The sequence below is a fragment of the Pseudomonas sp. PDM20 genome (assembly GCF_014852575.3).
In the GTDB taxonomy this organism is placed as follows: Bacteria; Pseudomonadota; Gammaproteobacteria; order Pseudomonadales; family Pseudomonadaceae; genus Pseudomonas.
This window is the reverse complement of record NZ_CM181224.1, coordinates 4,637,488-4,656,783: the sequence shown is the minus strand read 5'-3', so window position 1 is coordinate 4,656,783 and position 19,296 is coordinate 4,637,488. Positions and strand designations below refer to the sequence as shown.

The following is a 19,296-nucleotide window of genomic DNA, read 5'->3' as shown; positions in this document are numbered from 1 at the left end:
AGAATCCATGTCCTGTGCAACCTGCCTGCGCGCGTGCCTCGGAAGGCTCGGCGCGATGACCTTCAGCGCACTGCATTGGCGGGCTTGAGCCGCCATCCACTCCTTGCACCGGCACCGCGCGAGCGGCGCGGCCGCGTGCCCCTGGCCGGGCATCCGGCCGTCATCCGAGCATTGAGGGAATCAATGAGCAAGACCTTCCGACTGGCCGCCGTGGCCGGCAGCCTGCTGGCTACCGGACTGCCCGCGCTGGCCTATGGCGCCGAACTCGAGGCGCAGATCCGCTGGACCCGCTACGGCATCCCGCACATCCAGGCCAGGGACGAACTGGGACTGGGCTACGGCATCGGCTACGCCTACGCCCGCGACAACGCCTGCCTGCTCGCAGAAGAAGTGCTCACCGCGCGGGGCGAGCGTTCGCGCTACTTCGGCGAGGACGGCAAGACTTCTGCCGGCGTCGGCAACCTGCCCTCGGACTTCTTCTACACCTGGCTCAACGACAACGAATCCCTGCGCCGCCTTCGCAGCGCCCAGCCGCAGCCGATCCGCGACCTCCTCGATGGCTACGCCGCCGGCTACAACCGGTGGCTGTGGGACACCCAGGCCGCCGGCACGCAGTGCGCGGGCAAGGCCTGGCTGCGCCCGCTGGAGGCCGACGACCTGCTGCGCCTGACCCGCCGCCTGCTGGTGCAGGCCGGCGCCGGGCAGTTCGCCGAGGCGATGATGGCGGCCACGCCGCCGGGGCAGGCGAGCACATCGGTAGTCAGTGACAGCGAGGTGCTGGCGGCGATGCAGCGTCGCGAAGACTTCCACCGGGACCACGGCAGCAACGCCGTCGCCGTGGGCAGCGAGCGCTCGGCAGATGGCAACGGCCTGCTGCTGGCCAACCCGCACTTCCCCTGGTTCGGTGCGCTGCGCTTCTACCAGATGCACCTGACCATTCCCGGCCAGCTCGACGTGATGGGCGCCTCCCTGCCGGGCATGCCGCTGGTGAACATCGGCTTCAGCAGGGACGTGGCCTGGAGCCACACAGTGGACACCTCCAGCCACTTCACCCTGTACCGCCTCGACCTCGATCCGCAGGACCCGCACAGCTATCGCGTCGATGGACAGTCGCGGCCGCTGAAGGAAGTCACCCTGCGCGTTCGCGTGCTGGAGCCCAACGGCCGCGTCGGCACGCGCAGCCATACGCTGTACGAATCCGAGTACGGCCCGCTGCTCAGCGTGCCCGGCAAGTTCCCCTGGAACGCCAGCGAAGCCTTTGCCGTGCGCGACGCCAACCTGGGCAACGACCGCGTGCTGCAGCAGTGGTACGCCATCGATCACGCGCGCAGCCTGGTTGAGCTGCGTGACAGCATCGAGCACTTGCAGGGCATTCCCTGGGTCAACACCCTGGCGACCAACGCCGAGGGCAAGGTGCTCTACCTCAACCAGTCGGTGGTGCCGCACCTGAGCCAGCAGCAACTGGCCGACTGCGCCATCGCCGAGTACCAGAAGCAGGGCCTGCCGGTACTGCAGGGCGGACGTCGCGCCTGCAACTGGTCGAGCGCGCCGGGCACCCGTCATGCCGGGCTGACGCCGCCGGAGCAGATGCCGGCGCTGGAGCGCGAGGACTTCGTGCAGAACTCCAATGACAGCGCCTGGATGAGCAACCCCGCGCAGCCGCTGACCGGCTTCTCGCCGCTGGTGAGCCGCGACTCGGTCCCGGTCAGCGCCCGCGCGCGCTTCGCCCTCGACCGGCTGAAGGGCGACGGCAAGATCGGCCCGGACGACCTGCAGAAGATGGTCACCGACAACCGCGTCTATGTGGCCGACATGCTCCTCGACGACCTGCTGCAACTGTGCAAACCGGCCCCGGCGGGCACCGAGGCGGCCTGTGCCGCGCTGGGTTCGTGGGATCGCCACGTCAACCTCGACAGCAATCCGGGCTTCGCCTACTTCCAGGCCTTCGTCGCGCGCTTCCTGAAGATCGACGGCGGCTGGCGCCTGCCCTTCGATCCCAAGCTGCCGCTGGCCACGCCCTCGGGCATTGCCCTGGACAAGCCGGAGGTTCGCCAGCAGGTGCAGCAGGCGCTGGCCGCCGCCGCGCAGGAGATCGATGGCCGCCGCATCCGCGCCGACGAGAAGTGGGGCGAGCTGCAACTGACTGGCGATGTCGCCAGCCCGCTGGGCATCCCCGGTGGCACCGGCAACGAGGGCGTGTACAACGCCATCACCTCGGAGTGGCAGGGCGACCATTACCGCGTGCTCAGCGGCAGCAGCTACATCCAGCTGGTGGACTTCACCGCCGATGGCCCGAAGGCACGCGGGCTGCTGGCGTTTTCGCAGTCCAGCGAACCCGGCTCGCCGCATCACCGTGACCAGACCGAACTGTTCGCCCGGCAGCAGTGGCCGGAGTTGCCATTCACCGAGGAGCAGATCAAGGCCGATCCGGAGTTGAAGGTGATGGAGCTGCGCGAGCAGTAAGGGGAGGGCGCCCCTTGCGGGCGCTGGTCGCGGGCATGGCCTGCTCCTACAGGTAGTCGTGCTTTTGTAGGAGCGGGTCATGTCCGCGAACCCTGTGCGGCCGGGGTCGCTGTCACCAGCCTGACACCGAGCGCCCCTAGTCTGTCGGCAAAGCCCCGACGCGTAGGCCGCCGCCATGCCCCTGACCAATGAATCCGTGATCCGCCGCATCCACCGCGAACTGCTCGACCACAGCGACGAAGAGCTGGAGCTGGAGTTGCTGGAGGATGTGCGCAACCTCGACGAGCTGTTCGACGAGCACGCCGACGTCGACGAGGAAAAGCTCGCCCGCCGTCGCTACTTCAGCGAGCTGTTCCGCCTGCAGGGCGAACTGGTGAAGCTGCAGAGCTGGGTGGTGAAGACCGGCCACAAGGTGGTGATCCTCTTCGAAGGCCGTGATGCGGCGGGCAAGGGCGGCGTGATCAAGCGCATCACCCAGCGCCTCAATCCGCGCGTCTGCCGGGTCGCCGCGCTGCCCGCGCCGAACGACCGCGAGCAGACCCAGTGGTACTTCCAGCGCTACGTCTCGCACCTGCCGGCGGCGGGGGAAATCGTCCTGTTCGACCGCAGCTGGTACAACCGCGCCGGCGTCGAGCGGGTGATGGGCTTCTGCTCGGACGACCAGTACGAGGAGTTCTTCCGCAGCGTGCCGGAGTTCGAGCGCATGCTGGCGCGCTCGGGCATCCAACTGATCAAGTACTGGTTCTCGATCTCCGACGACGAACAGCACCTGCGCTTCCTCAGTCGCATCCACGACCCGCTCAAGCAGTGGAAGCTCAGCCCCATGGACCTGGAGTCACGGCGTCGCTGGGAGGCCTACACCAAGGCCAAGGAAATCATGCTCGAGCGCACCCACATCCCCGAGGCGCCCTGGTGGGTGGTGCAGGCCGACGACAAGAAGCGCGCGCGGCTCAACTGCATCAGCCACCTGCTGAAGCTGATTCCCTACGAGGACGTCGAGCACCCGGCGGTGATCCTGCCGCAGCGCCAGCGCCACGAGGACTACGCGCGCACGCCGACGCCGCAGCAGATCGTGGTGCCGGAGGTTTACTGAGCAGGAACAGGATTACGTAGGCGCAGCTGTCTTGCTCTTGAGTTCCGCGCCTGCGCTTCCCCCTCACCCCAGCCCTCTCCCTCGGGGAGAGGGGGCCGACTGTGCCGGCTGACACTACGGCTTCATCCTGCGCCATACAGTCCCCTCTCCCCGAGGGAGAGGGTTAGGGTGAGGGGAGGCCCTGGCGCAAATACGCCAGAAGAAGGCCGTTGGCCCTACGTACAGCATCCCTTCGGTGCGGACAGTCATTTCCGCAGAGACACAACCTGTAACATTTCCTGCCGATCATGACCGGGACACCCCCAAGCGGACTCCCAGCATGACCACCGATACCCTGGCCGTTCCCGTCGTCGAAGGCCGGCCCCATCTGGAACACAAGCCCGGCCGCATCACCGCCTTCATCTTCTTCGCCGTGCTCGCCGTCGGCCTGCTGTTCTCGGCCTGGAGCCTGGTGCGCGACGTCGACGAGGTCGCCACCACGGTCACCACCTGGACGCCGTTCCTGCTGCTCGGGGTCGCCCTGTTCATCGCCCTGGGCTTCGAGTTCGTCAACGGCTTCCACGACACCGCCAACGCGGTGGCCACCGTCATCTATACCCACTCGCTGCCGCCGCACTTCGCGGTGGTCTGGTCGGGCTGCTTCAACTTCCTCGGCGTGCTGCTCTCCAGCGGCGCGGTGGCCTTCGGCATCATCGCCCTGTTGCCGGTGGAGCTGATCCTGCAGGTCGGCTCCTCGGCCGGCTTCGCCATGGTCTTCGCCCTGCTGATCGCCGCCATCCTGTGGAACCTCGGCACCTGGTGGCTGGGCCTGCCGGCCTCGTCCTCGCACACGCTGATCGGCTCGATCATCGGCGTCGGCGTGGCCAACGCGCTGATGCACGGCCGCGATGGCACCAGCGGTGTGGACTGGGCGCAGGCGACCAAGGTCGGCTACTCGCTGCTGCTCTCGCCGCTGATCGGCTTCGTCTGCGCCGCGCTCCTGCTGCTGGCCCTGCGCCTGCTGGTGAGGAACCGTGCGTTGTACAAGGCGCCCAAGGGCAAGACGCCGCCGCCGTGGTGGATTCGCGGCCTGCTGATCCTCACCTGCACCGGCGTGTCCTTCGCCCACGGCTCCAACGACGGGCAGAAAGGCATGGGCCTGATCATGCTGATCCTGGTCGGCACCTTGCCGATGGCCTACGCGCTGAACCGCACCATGCCGGCGGACCAGACCGTGCAGTTCGTCGCCATCGCCGAAGTTACCCAGCAGGCGCTGGTCCGTGCCGCGCCACAGCCGGCCCCGGCCGACCCGCGCGCGGTGCTGTCGGAGTACGTGCGGACCAAGGACGCCAAGCCCGAACTCATTCCGTCCCTGGCGGCGCTGACCGGCGCCATCGGCGCGGAAGTGAAGGGTTACGGCAGCCTGGCACGCGTGCCGGCCGAAGCCATGGGCAACGTGCGTAACGACATGTACCTGACCAGCGAGGCGATCCGCCTGATGGACAAGGACAAGGTCGGCAACTTCGACGCGGACACCGCCAGCAAGCTGGCCGCGTTCAAGGGCAAGATCGACGAGTCGACGCGCTTCATCCCGCTGTGGGTGAAGGTCGCCGTGGCCATCGCCCTCGGCCTGGGCACCATGGTTGGCTGGAAGCGCATCGTGGTGACCGTCGGCGAGAAGATCGGCAAGACCCACCTGACCTACGCCCAGGGCGCCTCGGCGGAGATGGTGGCGATGCTGACCATCGGCGCGGCGGACATGTACGGGTTGCCGGTGTCGACGACCCACGTGCTGTCGTCCGGCGTCGCCGGCACCATGGCGGCCAACGGCTCGGGCCTGCAGATGCGCACCATCCGCAACCTGCTGATGGCCTGGGTGTTGACCCTGCCGGCGGCCATCGTGCTCTCGGCGTCGCTGTACTGGCTGTTCACCCACCTGTTCTGACCTTGGCTGATGCAACGAAAACGCCGCTCCTACGAGCGGCGTTTTCTTTTGGCACCGATTCCCCCTGTAGGAGCGGGCCATGCCCGCGATCCGCCGGCAGGGCCGGCGTCTGTCTCGGCACCACGGTGCAGTATTCGTAGGATGGGTATCGCTGCGCTCCACGCCATCCTACGTCGTGTTCGTCCCGCAACTTGCTGCGATAGCTTCGTTCCATGCCCGCTTGAAATATCGAACGCGTGATGCGTATTTTGTACGGGCTCGCGCGCCTCGCGCGGCGTCCTGTGACAGGGACAAAAGAACAAGGATAAGAAGTCATGAGTAACGATCCTGGAATCCCACTCGCCGAGCGTCTGGCTGGAGTGGAAGAGATCGAGTGCGTCACCCCCGACCTCAACGGGGTGCCGCGTGGCAAGGTGATGACCGGCGAGGGCTTCCTCACCGGGCGCCGGCTGCAACTGGCGCGCGGCGTCCTGCTGCAGTGCATCATGGGCGGTTACCCGGCCGCGAAGTTCTACGGCAGCGACGACGGCGACCTCGCCCTGATCGCGGAGCCGACCCAGATTCACCGCCTGCCCTGGAGCGACGAACCCCGCGCCTTCGCCATCTGCGATGCGCTGGAGCTCGACGGCAAGCCCTCCGGCCTGTCCACCCGCGGCCTGCTCAAGCAGGTCGTCGCGCGCTACGCCGAACGCGGCTGGAGCCCGGTGGTGGCGACCGAGCTGGAGTTCTTCGTGTTCGCCCCCAACCCCGATCCGCTGGAAGCCTTCCAGGCGCCGGTCGGCCTCGACGGTCGCCGCGAGATCGGTCACTCGGCCTTCAGCGTGTCCTCCAACAACGGCCTGCGCCCGTTCTTCCAGGACGTCTACCGCTGCATGGAGGCGGTGGGGCTGGAGCGCGACACCTTCATGCACGAGATGGGTACCACCCAGTTCGAGATCAACTTCCTCCACGGTGACCCGGTGCTGCTGGCCGACCAGACCTTCCTGTTCAAGCACCTGCTCAAGGAGGTCGCGCTCAAGCACGGGCTGATCGTGGTATGCATGGCCAAGCCGCTGGCGCACACGCCGGGCAGTTCGATGCACATTCACCAGAGCATCGTCGACGGCGAGGGCCGCAATATCTTCAGCGACGCCCAGGGCGAGGCCACGCCGGAGTTCCGCCACTTCATCGGTGGCCTGCAGGCGTGCCTGTCGGACTTCACCCTGCTGTTCGCGCCGAACGTGAACTCCTTCCAGCGCCTGTGCCACCCGTACGCTTCGCCGAACAACGCCTGCTGGTCCCATGACAACCGCGCCGCCGGCCTGCGCATTCCGGCCAGCGCGCCGGTGGCTCGTCGCGTGGAGAACCGTCTGCCGGGTGCCGACGCCAACCCCTACCTGGCCATCGCCGCGAGCCTGGCTGCCGGTCTGCACGGCATCGAGCGCGCTCTGGAGCCCACCGCGCCGATCCAGGGTGAGTTCGAGGTGCCGCCGGAGTTGCTGCTGCCCTGCACGATGTACGACGCACTGCAGCGCCTGCAGCGCAGCGAGCTGGCCCGCGAGGTGTTCGGCAACGAGTTCATCGATGGCTACAGCGCGACCAAGTCCATGGAGCTGACCAGCTTCTTCGACGAAATCACCCCGTGGGAACGCCGCGTTCTCGCAGCGCAAGCCTGAGGCGCATGATCTGATTTGAAGTCGCTGACACAGCTGCGCCGAAACCCGGCGCAGCTGTGATCGGCAGCCATCTTCTGGCGATCTTCAGGCCATCCTCGTTCATCCCGCCGACATCCTTCGAAACGCCTCGCATGACCGTGCGCGACACGCGCTATTCCGGGCCCGGCAGCCCTCTCGACGCGCCGATTGGCAAGCTCTAAGGTGTGAGCGCAAGTCCCGCTTTCCGCTGCCCGGACGTTGTGCCGGGGTTGTCCTGGACCAGGAGGTCCAATGCTTCGGATCGTCACTGCCTTCCGCGCTCTGTACTTCGCCGCCGTCATGCTCCTGACCGGTTCCGGTCTGCTCAGTACCTACCTCGCGCTGCGCCTGGGCGCGGAGAAGGTCGATGGGCTGTGGATCGGCGCCATGATGGCCGCCTACTACCTCGGCCTGGTGCTGGGCGGCAAGATCGGCCACCGGCTGATCGCCCGCGTCGGTCATATCCGCGCCTACGTCGCCTGTGGCGGGTTGGTGACCGCTGCTGTGCTGGGCATCGGCCTGTTGCCCTGGCTGGGCTTCTGGCTGTTGCTGCGGGTCGCCATCGGCCTGGGGATGATGTGCCAGTACATGGTCATCGAGAGCTGGCTCAACGAGCAGGCCGAAGCGCGCCAGCGCGGTGCCGTGTTCGCCGGCTACATGGTCGCGTCCTACCTGGGCCTGGTACTCGGCCAGCTGGTGCTGGTGGTGCATCCGGGGCTGGGCCCGGAGCTGCCGATGATGATCGCGCTGTGCTTTGCGCTGTCGCTGATCCCGGTGGCGATCACCCACAAGGTCCACCCCGCGCCGCTGCGCCCGGCGCCGCTGGAGCCGCGCTTCTTCATCCAGCGTGTGCCGCAGTCGTTGACCACGGTGCTGGTGTCCGGGCTGGTGGTCGGTTCGTTCTACGGCCTGGCGCCGCTCTATGCGGTGCGCCAGGGTCTGAGTAACGAGGAGATCGGACTGTTCATGGGCGGCTGCATCTTCGCCGGCCTGCTGGTGCAGTGGCCGCTGGGCTGGCTGTCGGACCGCATCGACCGCGCCGTGCTGATCCGTAATGCCGCGATCCTGCTGTTGATAGTGGCCTTGCCGCTGGCGGCGCTGCCGTTGCTGCCGGTGCCGCCGATTTCGTTGGCGTGGCTGCTGCCGATGGGCTTCATCGTCTGCCTGGTGCAGTTCACTTTGTATCCGCTGGCCGTGGCCTTCTCCAACGACCACGTCGAAGGTGAGCGCCGCGTTTCGCTGACCGCGATGCTGCTGGTGACCTTCGGTGTCGGCGCCTGTATCGGCCCGCTGGCGGCCGGTGCGCTGATGAAGCTGTTCGGCGCCAACATGCTCTACGCCTTCGTCTGTGCCTGCTCGCTGATCCTCATCTGGCGCGTGCAGCCGGAGAAGGTCAGTGGTGTACACCGGGTCGACGAGGCACCGGTCAAGCACGTTGCCACGCCGGACAGCCTGGCGTCCTCGCCGCTGTCCGCCGCCCTCGACCCGCGGGTCGACGAAGCGGCCGTGGAGGAGCAGATGAAGGGCAACGACAACAGCACGCCGGCTGCCGAGCCGGAAGTGGAGGCAGAAGCAGAAGCCGAGGAAGAAAGCCGACCCGCGTGAGGCGGCAGGGAAGGGCGGCAAGCGCTTGCCGCCCGGGACGAACTAGAACAGTTCGTCCTTCTCGAAGCGCCGGGCTTCGCGTTGCAGCTGGTAGACGAAGCGCTCGATGTTGCGCTGCGCCAGGCCGCTCATCTGGTGGAAGCGCATGCCGGCGAAGCTGTAGCCGACCTTTTCCTCGAAGTGCACGTGGCGCAGTTCGACTTCCATGGTCAGGGCGCCGAAGGGCAGGCGCGCGGTGAATTCTTCATAAACCTGACCGGGCTGCAGGCGCTCGGCGGCGTTGCCTTCCAGGCGAATCTTGCAGCCCGTGGCGGAAATGTCGATCAGGCTGCCCTTGAGCGGCGACTTCAGTTTGCTGCCGCCAATTTCCACCGGCACCGGCTGGACCTGGCTCACAGGGGCGCGGAAGGCGTTGCGGCGCTGGTGGTAGAGCATTTCGGCCGGCACCGGCAGCCAGTAGCAGCGGGCGCTGTCGATCTCGGAGAAGAAAGCGTTCTGGGTGTTTTCCCAGGCGACGCGCACGCCTTCGTGGAAGGCTTCGATGCGGAACTGCTCGCCATTCTGCAGGAAGCGCTCGCCGTCGTTGGGGATGAGTTCATCGAGGGCGACGATGTTGCGCTCGCGGTTGATCTCGACGACGAAGCTCTGGAAGCGCTGGCTGCGCCCTTCGAAGGTGATTACCAGGGGATCGTGACTGTCCATCAGCATTTTCAGGCTGGCGTGGATCTCCACCGGAGCTTTCAACACCTTCGGTGGTTGAGGGCCATTTTCCTCGGCGAACAGATTGGACACGGTCCGCAGGTCTCCATTGTGTTTGTTATGAGTCGTGCACGGGGCAGGGCCGGATAGTGGCATTCTGCCCTAGGGCGGGCCTTCAGGCCAGAGGAGTTCAGGCCTGGCTGAGCGGACGCTGGCGGTTGCTCTGGGTGGAGCCGCCGTAGCGATCATAGAGTCGCGGAGTTTCCTGGCCGCGCAGGATGTCGAGCGTGCGCTCGGTGCTGGTCTGGCCGGAACGGATGAGGCGGCCGTTGCGCTGGTTGGCTTCCTGGCAACGTTCGAGCAGGGCGCCGAGCTCCTGCGCACGCGCGGTGAGAGCGGCGTTGCCGGTAGCCTGGGCAATCTGCGCAAGCCCCTCGTTGTCAGCGCTGACCCCGGCCTGTTGCAGTGCCTGGGTGCGGATACGACCGTTCTGCTCGAGCTGATGCAGCAGCGGCAGTTTGCTGTCGAGCAGCTTCTGCAACTGGTCCAGGTCGCGGGCTTGCAGCGCCTGGAACTCGTCGTCGATCAGCTGCAGCAGGCTGCTGGCTGCTTCGATGTCGCCGTTGATCAGAGAAAGCAGGGCATCGGACATCTTGGGCTCGGCGTACTAGCGGTTGACCAGGCGCTGAGTGAACTCAGCGCTGGGATTCGAAATCGAGCAGCTTGCTGGCGACTTTCTGGCTGTCGACCTGGTAGCTGCCGTCAGCGATGGCCGCTTTGATGCGGGCCACTTTCTCGTTGTCGACCACGGGCTGGTCCTTCAGTTGATCGCTTACTTTCTGCAGTTGCTGTGCGGTGTCGCTCAGCTGTACCGACTCGCCGCTCTTGGCCGGGGCGTTGACGGAGGCATTCTCTGCGGCGGCTTCGCTGCGACCGCTCTGGGCAGCACTGCTACGGCCAGTGCTGGCTGTCGTAGAGGCCGGGTTCAGCCGGTTGAAGTCGATGACCATGGTGGAAACCTCTGGAGGTATTGGACGCTTGCCAAGCTTTTCGGCCGTCTTGAGAGAAACTTTAGGCCGAATTTTCGTGCGCCTGAGCACATTTTGCAGAGGGCTGCGTCCATCATGCCAGAAAAAGTCCTGGGTCGAGCGCTACAGGCTGACTTCCACCGTCCCCGGCTCGACCACTCGAGCCCTGACGATACGCTGGGAGCGCAGGTTGCGCACGCGGATCTGTTCGCCGGTTACCCCATCGGACAGCGCTTCGCCGGGCATGAACACGTTGATCGCACTGGTCCTGGCGCGGATCACCACCTGGTCGCCCTTGCGCACGGCCGCCGCCTGTTCGAGGAAGACCGGCGCCAGCACCTGGTCGTTGACCGTGGGGCGCTTGAGCTTCATGCCGACCACCTGGTTGGGGTCGGTCAGGTAGCCTTGGCTCAGTTGGCCGACGTCCCGTTCGACGACGCTGATATCACCGGGCTCGACGACATGATTGCGCTGCAGGGGCAGGGTGGTGACGACAACCTGGCGGAACAGCCTGACCGTCGCCGGCACGAACACCGTCCAGGGTGAACTGCCTTCGCAGAGCACCCGCACGGTGACCCGACCAACGGGCTGCGCCGGGCTTTCCAGCTTCTGTGTCAGGTCCTTGTCGCACTCCGCCAGGCGCAGGCGGGGGTCGATGCGTGCGACTTCGATCTCGTAGCGTGCGTCTATGCCCGAGGTCTGCAGATAATCTTCCACCTTGAACTCAAGAAAGCCCTGGGTGGAGCCGATAAGGATCTCAGGCGCAGTGAAGCCTTCCGCCCCTGCCGGGGAGAGGGTCAGCGCACCCGTCATGCCGAGCAGCGCAGCCATCAGGGCGCGCGCGGGTCTCAGCTGTCGGAAAAATGTCGTTGCTCGTTTCATGCAACGATCCAAGCAATGGTCATGCCGCCTTCGTGAGTCGGGCGGCGTTGCGTGCACAGGAGGCTCAATGGCCGGAGTCATGGATTCGGTCAACCAGCGTACGCAGCTGGTTGGCCAGAATCGTCTCGAACTGCTGCTGTTCCGCTTGAACGGCAGCCAGCTGTACGGGATCAACGTGTTCAAGGTGAAGGAGGTGCTGCAGTGCCCCCGCCTGACCGTGATGCCCAAATCCAGCCAGGTGGTGCGCGGGGTGGCGAACATCCGTGGCGGCACCATTCCGATCCTCGACCTGGCGCTGGCCACGGGGCGTCACGCCCTGCGGGACATCGCCAACAGCTTCGTGATCATCACCGAGTACAACACCAAGGTGCAGGGCTTCCTGGTGCATTCGGTGGAGCGCATCGTCAACATGAACTGGGAGTCGATCCATCCGCCACCCAAGGGAACCGGCCGCGACCACTACCTGACGGCGGTGACGCGGGTCGACAACCAACTGGTGGAAATCATCGACGTGGAGAAGATCCTCGCCGAAGTGGCGCCGACCTCGGAGGACATCTCCGAAGGCGTGCTGGATGCCGAGACCCAGGCCCGAGCGGTGAGCAAGCGCGTGCTGGTGGTGGACGACTCCTCCGTGGCGCGCAAGCAGCTGGTGCGTTGCCTGGAGACTGTCGGCGTGGAAGTGCTGGCGCTCAACGACGGCCGCCAGGCGCTGGATTACCTGCACCAGATGGTGGAGGCCGGCGGGCATCCGGGCAGCGATCTGCTGATGGTGATCTCGGATATCGAGATGCCGGAAATGGATGGCTACACGCTCACGGCGGAAATCCGTCACGACCCGCGCATGCAGGATCTGCACATTCTCCTGCATACTTCGTTGTCCGGGGTGTTCAACCAGGCGATGGTGAAGAAGGTCGGCGCTGACGACTTCCTCGCCAAGTTCCGTCCCGATGACCTGGCGGCCCGTGTGTCGGACCGCATCAAGGCAGTGGATGGCGCATCGACCTGATGCCGGCGTGACGAGATGCGGGTGGCGCCGGTGCCGCCCGCATCGTCTATGGTTTTTTGAGCACCGGTCAGGCAGTTGCCGTCGCATTGCCGGCAGCCGTCCACGAGCAAAGAGGCTTATCTGTGACATCCACCAATTCTGAATTCGAGCTGTTCCGGGATTTCCTGGAGAAGACCTGCGGCATCCTCCTGGGCGCCAACAAGCAGTACCTGGTCTCCAGCCGCTTGAACAAGTTGATGGAGCAGCAGGGCATCAAGTCCCTGGGCGAGCTGGTTCAGAAGATCCAGATGCGCAGCCAGCTGCGCGAGCAGGTGGTCGACGCCATGACCACCAACGAGACCCTGTGGTTTCGCGATACCTACCCCTTCGAAGTCCTGAAGAACCGCGTGCTGCCGGAGATGATCAAGGCCTCGCCCGGCCAGCGCCTGCGCATCTGGTCGGCGGCCTGTTCCTCGGGGCAGGAACCGTATTCGCTGTCGATGTCCATCGACGAGTTCGAGCGCACCAACCTTGGCCAACTGAAGGCCGGCGTGCAGATCGTCGCCACCGACCTGTCCGGCTCCATGCTCACCGCCTGCAAGGCCGGCGAGTACGACAGCCTGGCCATTGGCCGTGGCCTGTCGCAGGAGCGTCTGGCGCGCTACTTCGACCAGAAGACGCCGGGGCGCTGGACAGTGAAGCCGCCGGTCAAGAGCCGCGTGGAGTTCCGCGCGCTGAATCTGCTGGACAGCTACGCCACGCTGGGCAAGTTCGACATGGTGTTCTGCCGCAACGTGCTGATCTATTTCTCAGCCGAGGTGAAGCGCGACATCCTCCTGCGCATCCATGCCACGCTCAAGCCTGGCGGCTACCTGTTCCTCGGCGCCTCCGAAGCGCTCAACGCGCTGCCGGACCACTACCAGATGGTCCAGTGCAGCCCGGGGATCATCTACAAGGCCAAGTGATCGGCCGATGCCTCGCCTGTTCGGGCGGGGTTCTTGCTACGGCATTCACCTGATCGCGGACTTTGTCCGCGATCTGCATTTCTGCGTGCGTCGAATTCGCGGCGGAGCACGGCCGCAGGAGGGGGAGAGCTTGCGATACCCATGCTATCGGTGCCTCGGAATCGATGGGTATCGCTGTGCTCCACGCCATCCTGCGTATGCGTTCGCCGGGCAGGGTGCCGTTCGCGATCGGGTGGCAATGACTTTCCCCGTAGGAGCGGGCCATGCCCGCGATCCGTCGGCAGGGCCGACGTTTCCAATAGCTTCGCGGGCAAGTTGAACGCGGCAACGGCAACGGCAACGGCAACGGCAGAAGAGGGCGGCAAAGCGCAGCGGCAAGCTTGCCGCCTTGCCCCAGGCGGCAAGGAAAGCGGTTGCCGCTTTGCCGCTGTTTGCCGCCCCTTGCCGCTGCTCGGATTCCCTCAAGCCCTTGATTATCCAAGGAATACAAATGTGGCACGCACCTTGCTGAAGTGTTGGCAAGCCCACACCGGCAAACAGGTTCGTGACCATGAGCATCAGCTTCGACAAAGCCCTCGGCATCCACCAGCAAGCGCTGAACTTCCGCTCCCAGCGCGCTGAAGTCCTGGCCAATAACCTGGCCAACGCCGACACGCCCAACTACAAGGCGCGCGACCTGGATTTCGCCTCGGTGCTGGCAGCCCAGTCGGACAAGCTGAAGAACGGCACCTTCAGCGCGACCCTGACCAACTCGCATCACATTGCCGCCGATGGTTTCGGCATGGGTGACGAGTCGGTGAAATACCGCATCCCGAACCAGCCTTCGGTTGACCAGAACACCGTCGACGAACAGATCGAGCAAGCCAACTACGCGGAAAACTCTGTGCAGTTCCAGGCCTCGTTCACCTTCCTCAACAGCAAATTCAAAGGGCTGATGAACGCCCTGCGCGGGGAGTAATCGCCATGTCGCTCGCCAGTGTCTTCAACATCGCCGGTACCGGCATGAGTGCCCAGACCACCCGTCTGAACACCACCGCATCGAACATTGCCAACGCCGAGAGCGTCTCCTCGAGCATCGACCAGACCTACCGCGCCCGTCACCCGGTGTTCTCCACCATGCTGCAGAACGCCCAGGGCGGCGACCAGGGTTCGCTGTTCGGCGAGACCGACCAGGCCGGTTCCGGCGTGCAGGTGCTGGGCGTGGTCGAGGACCAGAGCCCGCTGGTGCCGCGCTACGAGCCGAACCATCCGGCCGCCGACAAGGACGGCTACGTCTACTACCCCAACGTCAACGTGGTGGAGGAGATGGCCGACATGATCTCCGCCAGTCGTTCTTTCCAGAGCAACGCGGAAATGATGAACACCGCCAAGCAGATGATGCAGAAGGTCCTGACCCTGGGTCAGTAAGCGCAGAGGACGCCCCATGAGCATCAATACCGATAACAGCACCACGAGTTCGATCCTGTCCTCGCTCAACTCCGGGTCGTCGAGTTCGTCGACCACCAGCGAGACCGGGACCAGCGCGCTGGGCAAGGATTCCTTCCTGCAGTTGCTGGTCACCCAGTTGAACAACCAGAACCCGCTGGACCCGCAGGACAACACCGAGTTCGTCTCCCAGCTGGCGCAGTTCAGCAGCTTGGAGAGCATGCAGAACCTGGATACCACCCTGGGCACCTTCTATTCGTCGTTCCAGTCGTCGCAGGCCCTGCAGGCTTCTTCGCTGGTCGGGCGCTCGGTGATCGTCAATTCCAGCAAGGTGCAGGTCGATGACCCGAGCGCTGGCGTCAACGGCACCCTGGTGATGCCGTCCGGCGGCGATGGTGTGACCCTGAAGATCTACGACGACTCGGGTGACCTGATCCGCACCGTCGACATGGGCAGCCAGAAGGCCGGCAACATCGACTTCAAGTGGGACGGCAAGGACGACAGCGGCGAACTGGTGGCCGCCGGCACCTACACCGTCAAGGCCAGCGCCAGCCTGGACGGTACCAGTACCGCCCTGACCACCTACCTGCCGGCCACGGTCAACAGCGTCACGCTGGGCCAGAACGGCGGGGAAATGTCCCTGAACCTGGCTGGCATCGGCGCCGTTTCCGCCTCCAGCATTCAGACCATCGGAAAATAACGCCGCGTTTCGGCACAGGAGCAACACATGTCTTTCAATACCGCCCTGAGTGGACTCAACGCCGCGTCGATGGACCTGAACGTCACCGGCAACAACATTGCCAACGTCGGCACCACCGGCTTCAAATCCTCGCGGACCGAGTTCGCCGACCTCTACGCCTCCTCGATGCTCGGCACCGGCCGCATCGCCGTGGGTAACGGCGTGGTCACCCAGGCCGTCTCGCAGCAGTTTACCCAGGGCAACCTGAGCACCACCGGTCGCAGCCTGGACCTGGCAGTGAGCGGCAACGGCTTCTTCATGACCAGCGACAACGGCAGCCGCGTCTACACCCGCAACGGCACCTTCAATACCGACGCCAGCGGCTACATCGTCGATGGTTCGGGCAATCGCCTGCAGGGTTATGGCGTCAATGGCAACGGCAACATCGTCAACGGCGTGATCACCGACCTTAAGGTCGACACCGCCAACCAGCCGCCGAGCCCGACCTCGAAGATCACTTCGACCCTGAGCCTGAACTCCAACGCCACCACGCCGACTACCACGCCGTTCGATGCCACCGACTCGGACAGCTACAACTGGTCGACCTCCGTGGACATCTATGACTCCCAGGGCAACTCGCACACCATGACGAACTACTTCGTCAAGGACAGCGCCAACAACTGGAGCATGTACACCCTGGTGGACGGGCGTAACCCGCAGACCCCGACCAGCACCACGCCGCTGAGCAGCGACATCACCTTCAACAGCGCCGGCCAGCTGACGGGCATCACTTCCACCGGCATGACCGTCAATGCCGACAACACCATGACCCTGACCGGCTGGACGCCGGCCGCCGTCACCGACTCCACCACCAACCCGGTGACCTGGGGTGCCAACGGCGCGGCAGGCACTACTGGCGGCATCAGCATCGACCTGACCAAGACCACCCAGACCAACGGCTCCTTCGCCGTGACGGCGGTGACCCAGGATGGCTACGCCACCGGCCAGATGTCCGGCCTGTCGTTCGCCGAAGACGGCCAGATGTACGCCACCTACACCAACGGCCAGTCCAAGGTGATCGGCCAGGTGATCCTGGCCAACTTCGCCAACACCCAAGGCCTGACCCCGGTGGGCAACACCGGCTGGAAGCAGTCGCTGGCCTCGGGCGAGGCGGTGATCGGCACGCCCACCTCCGGCACCCTCGGCTCGGTCGGCTCGGGAACCCTGGAAGACTCCAACGTCGACCTCACCGCGCAACTGGTGAACCTGATCGTGGCGCAGCGCAACTACCAGGCGAACGCCAAGACCGTCCAGACCGAAAGCACCATCTCCGACACCATCATCAACCTGCGTTGATGACGTCCCCTTGCCGCAGGCGGCAGTCCTTCGCCGCCTGACGGCCATCGAGGCTCCTTCGGGAGCCTTTATTTTTTGATATTCCCTTGAATATCAATATCTTGAGGTTTGTTCTGCGGTTCTGGCACAGCCTTTGCTGAAGTCACTCCAACACCGCCGGGAATCCGACTCGGCACTGGAGGAATGCCTTGGACAGAATGCTGTATGTCGCCATGAGCGGCGCGAGCCAGAACACCAAAGCCATGCAGGCTCACGCCAACAACCTGGCGAACATCTCCACGACCGGCTTCCGCCGCGACTTCGAGCAAGCTCGCGCCATGCCCGTGTTCGGTGACAGCTTTCCGGCGCGCGTCTTCGCCATGAGCGAGCGCCCGGCGACCGACTTCACCACCGGCTCCCTGCAGGAAACCGGCCGTGACCTCGACGTCGCCGCCAAGGGCGATGCCTGGATCGCCGTGCAGGCGCCGGACGGCGGCGAAGCCTACGTGCGCACCGGCAGCCTGGAAATCGACGCCCTCGGCCAGCTGCGCACCAGCGACGGTATGCCGGTGATGGGCAACGGCGGGCCGATCGCGATTCCGCCGGAAGAAAAGATCGACATCGGCGAGGACGGCACCATCACCATCCGTGGTCAGGGCAACAACCCCAATGCACTGGCTACCGTCGACCGCATCAAGCTCGTGACTCCCGACGCCAAGCAACTGGAGAAGGGCAGCGACGGCCTCATCCGCATGAAGTCGGGCCAGCCCGCTCCCCAGGTCGATGCCAATGCCAGCGTGCAGTCCGGCGTGCTGGAAGCCAGCAACGTCAATGCTGTCGACGAGATGACCTCGATCCTGGCGCTGTCTCGCCAGTTCGAGTTGCACGTGAAGATGATGAAAACCGCCGAAGAAGACTCCCAGTCGATGGCGCGTGTTTTGCAATTCAGCTGATAAGAACCTGATTAACCGTCCAAGGCGCCACGAATCCGGCGCCCGAGGAGAACGACATGCTTCCGGCACTTTGGGTCAGCAAGACCGGTCTGTCCGCCCAGGACATGAACCTGACCACCATCTCGAACAACCTGGCGAACGTGTCCACCACGGGCTTCAAGCGCGACCGCGCGGAGTTCCAGGACCTGCTCTACCAGATCAAGCGTCAGCCCGGCGCCAACTCGACCCAGGACACCCAACTGCCCTCGGGCCTGCAACTGGGTACCGGTGTGCGCATCGTCGGCACCCAGAAGAACTTCACCGCCGGCAGCCTGCAGACCACCGACAACCCGCTGGACATGGCGGTCAACGGTCGTGGCTTCTTCCAGGTGCTGACCCCGGACGGCACTGTCGCCTACACCCGTGACGGCAGCTTCCACCTGAACTCCGACGGCCAGATCGTCACCTCCAACGGCAATGCCCTGGAGCCGGCCATCGTCGTCCCGGCTGAAACCCAGACCTTCACCGTCGGCAACGACGGCACTGTCTCGGTCACCGTCGCCGGCAACGCGACGCCGCAGATCATCGGCAACATCCAGACCGCCGACTTCATCAACCCGGCCGGCTTGCAGGCCACCGGCAACAACCTGTTCCTGGAAACCGCCGCCAGCGGCGCGCCCCAGGTCGGCACCCCTGGCCTGAACGGCCTGGGCACCGTGCTGCAGAACACCCTGGAGAACTCCAACGTCAGCGTGGTGGAAGAGATGGTGAACATGATCACCACCCAGCGCGCGTACGAGATGAACTCCAAGGTGATCTCCACCGCCGACCAGATGCTCTCCTTCGTTACCCAGAATCTGTAAGCCCTGATCCCGTAGTCGCTCTCCCCGAGAGGTAGCTGTAGATGAACCGTTCCCACCTCCTTCCGCTGCTGGCCATCGCCGCGTTGGCAGGGTGCGTGAGCCCTCCGCCCAAGCCGGACGATCCCTATTACGCTCCGGTGCTGCCGCGCACGCCTGCGCCGGCTGCCCAGAACAATGGGTCGATCTACCAGGCCGGGTTCGAGAACAACCTCTACGGCGACCGCAAGGCCTTCCGCGTGGGTGACATCATCACCATCACCCTCAACGAGAAGACCCAGGCGAGCAAGAAAGCCAACTCGGACATCTCCAAGGACAGCAGCAACAAGCTCGGCCTGACCTCGATGTTCGGCAGCAGCCTGACTACCAACAACCCGGTGGGCGGCGGCGACCTGAGCCTCTCCGCCGAGTACTCGGGCAACCGCGAAACCAAGGGCGACAGCGCGGCCGGGCAGAGCAACAGCCTGACGGGCTCGATCACCGTTACCGTGGCCGACGTCATGCCCAACGGCATCCTCGCCGTGCGCGGCGAGAAGTGGATGACCCTGAACACCGGCAACGAGCTGGTGCGCATTGCCGGTCTGATCCGCGCCGACGACATCGCCACCGACAACACCGTCGCCTCCACTCGTGTGGCCGATGCGCGCATCACCTACTCGGGCACCGGCGCGTTCGCCGATGCGAGCCAGCCGGGCTGGTTCGACCGCTTCTTCCTCAGCCCGCTGTTCCCGTTCTGAGGGTGATGACG

The 19,296-nt window shown here is 65.1% G+C and carries 18 protein-coding genes; 14 read left to right on the top strand and 4 right to left on the bottom strand.

From position 1 onward, the window contains the following. Window positions 1-183 precede the first annotated feature (183 nt). From pvdQ to IB261_RS21245, 5 genes are all read left to right on the top strand, one after another. The gene (gene pvdQ / locus IB261_RS21265) at window positions 184-2,463 is read left to right on the top strand and encodes a bifunctional acylase PvdQ (protein ID WP_192381203.1); all 2,280 of its coding nucleotides are present in this window, start codon (window positions 184-186) and stop codon (window positions 2,461-2,463) included. A gap of 175 nt (window positions 2,464-2,638) precedes the next feature. Then, window positions 2,639-3,556 (top strand): polyphosphate kinase 2, encoded by a 918-nt coding sequence (gene ppk2, locus IB261_RS21260; RefSeq protein ID WP_081519246.1) that lies wholly within the window; start codon window positions 2,639-2,641, stop codon window positions 3,554-3,556. Between the two features lie 319 nt (window positions 3,557-3,875). After that, a complete protein-coding gene (locus IB261_RS21255; RefSeq protein WP_192381204.1) occupies window positions 3,876-5,480 on the top strand; it encodes an inorganic phosphate transporter in 1,605 nt (534 codons plus the stop codon). A 416-nt stretch (window positions 5,481-5,896) separates the two neighbouring features. Then, a complete protein-coding gene (locus IB261_RS21250) occupies window positions 5,897-7,135 on the top strand; it encodes a glutamine synthetase family protein (protein WP_192209865.1) in 1,239 nt (412 codons plus the stop codon). 270 nt (window positions 7,136-7,405) lie between these two features. Continuing rightward, the gene (locus IB261_RS21245; RefSeq protein WP_081519249.1) at window positions 7,406-8,758 is read left to right on the top strand and encodes an MFS transporter; all 1,353 of its coding nucleotides are present in this window, start codon (window positions 7,406-7,408) and stop codon (window positions 8,756-8,758) included. 42 nt (window positions 8,759-8,800) lie between these two features. Here the strand turns inward: IB261_RS21245 and IB261_RS21240 are convergent, their stop codons facing one another. The 4 genes from IB261_RS21240 to flgA form a co-directional block, all read right to left on the bottom strand. Then, a complete protein-coding gene (locus IB261_RS21240; protein ID WP_081519250.1) occupies window positions 8,801-9,550 on the bottom strand; it encodes a flagellar brake protein in 750 nt (249 codons plus the stop codon). 97 nt (window positions 9,551-9,647) lie between these two features. Next, window positions 9,648-10,109 carry a flagella synthesis protein FlgN gene (locus IB261_RS21235; RefSeq protein ID WP_081519251.1) on the bottom strand — a complete coding sequence of 154 codons (462 nt, stop codon included), beginning with the start codon at window positions 10,107-10,109 and terminating at the stop codon, window positions 9,648-9,650. A 43-nt stretch (window positions 10,110-10,152) separates the two neighbouring features. Next, a complete protein-coding gene (flgM, locus tag IB261_RS21230; protein ID WP_045212162.1) occupies window positions 10,153-10,467 on the bottom strand; it encodes a flagellar biosynthesis anti-sigma factor FlgM in 315 nt (104 codons plus the stop codon). Window positions 10,468-10,608: 141 nt separating this feature from the next. Then, the gene (flgA, locus tag IB261_RS21225) at window positions 10,609-11,298 is read right to left on the bottom strand and encodes a flagellar basal body P-ring formation chaperone FlgA (RefSeq protein ID WP_139791622.1); all 690 of its coding nucleotides are present in this window, start codon (window positions 11,296-11,298) and stop codon (window positions 10,609-10,611) included. 136 nt (window positions 11,299-11,434) lie between these two features. Here flgA and IB261_RS21220 point away from each other — a divergent pair, with 136 nt between their 5' ends. The 9 genes from IB261_RS21220 to flgH all read left to right on the top strand — a co-directional run bounded on the left by IB261_RS21220 (window position 11,435) and on the right by flgH (window position 19,285). Further along, on the top strand, window positions 11,435-12,373 hold the full coding sequence (locus IB261_RS21220; protein WP_192381205.1) for a chemotaxis protein CheV: 939 nt from the start codon (window positions 11,435-11,437) through the stop codon (window positions 12,371-12,373). 122 nt (window positions 12,374-12,495) lie between these two features. Continuing rightward, window positions 12,496-13,317, top strand: a complete 822-nt coding sequence (gene cheR, locus IB261_RS21215; protein ID WP_192381206.1) for a protein-glutamate O-methyltransferase CheR — start codon at window positions 12,496-12,498, stop codon at window positions 13,315-13,317. Window positions 13,318-13,867: 550 nt separating this feature from the next. Further along, window positions 13,868-14,275: a flagellar basal body rod protein FlgB gene (gene flgB / locus IB261_RS21210; protein WP_081519255.1), complete on the top strand. Its 408-nt coding sequence runs from the start codon at window positions 13,868-13,870 to the stop codon at window positions 14,273-14,275. Between the two features lie 5 nt (window positions 14,276-14,280). Beyond that, window positions 14,281-14,724, top strand: coding sequence for a flagellar basal body rod protein FlgC (flgC, locus tag IB261_RS21205; RefSeq protein WP_045212156.1), 444 nt, complete (start codon window positions 14,281-14,283; stop codon window positions 14,722-14,724). A gap of 22 nt (window positions 14,725-14,746) precedes the next feature. Beyond that, on the top strand, window positions 14,747-15,442 hold the full coding sequence (gene flgD, locus IB261_RS21200) for a flagellar hook assembly protein FlgD (protein WP_412548079.1): 696 nt from the start codon (window positions 14,747-14,749) through the stop codon (window positions 15,440-15,442). A 27-nt stretch (window positions 15,443-15,469) separates the two neighbouring features. Then, window positions 15,470-16,777 carry a flagellar hook protein FlgE gene (flgE, locus tag IB261_RS21195; protein ID WP_081519257.1) on the top strand — a complete coding sequence of 436 codons (1,308 nt, stop codon included), beginning with the start codon at window positions 15,470-15,472 and terminating at the stop codon, window positions 16,775-16,777. A gap of 188 nt (window positions 16,778-16,965) precedes the next feature. Continuing rightward, window positions 16,966-17,709, top strand: coding sequence for a flagellar basal-body rod protein FlgF (gene flgF, locus IB261_RS21190; protein WP_045212145.1), 744 nt, complete (start codon window positions 16,966-16,968; stop codon window positions 17,707-17,709). Window positions 17,710-17,765: 56 nt separating this feature from the next. Next, complete coding sequence (flgG, locus tag IB261_RS21185) at window positions 17,766-18,551, top strand: flagellar basal-body rod protein FlgG (RefSeq protein ID WP_081519258.1); 786 nt, start codon at window positions 17,766-17,768, stop codon at window positions 18,549-18,551. A gap of 41 nt (window positions 18,552-18,592) precedes the next feature. Then, a complete protein-coding gene (gene flgH, locus IB261_RS21180) occupies window positions 18,593-19,285 on the top strand; it encodes a flagellar basal body L-ring protein FlgH (RefSeq protein WP_081519259.1) in 693 nt (230 codons plus the stop codon). Window positions 19,286-19,296: the final 11 nt, after the last annotated feature.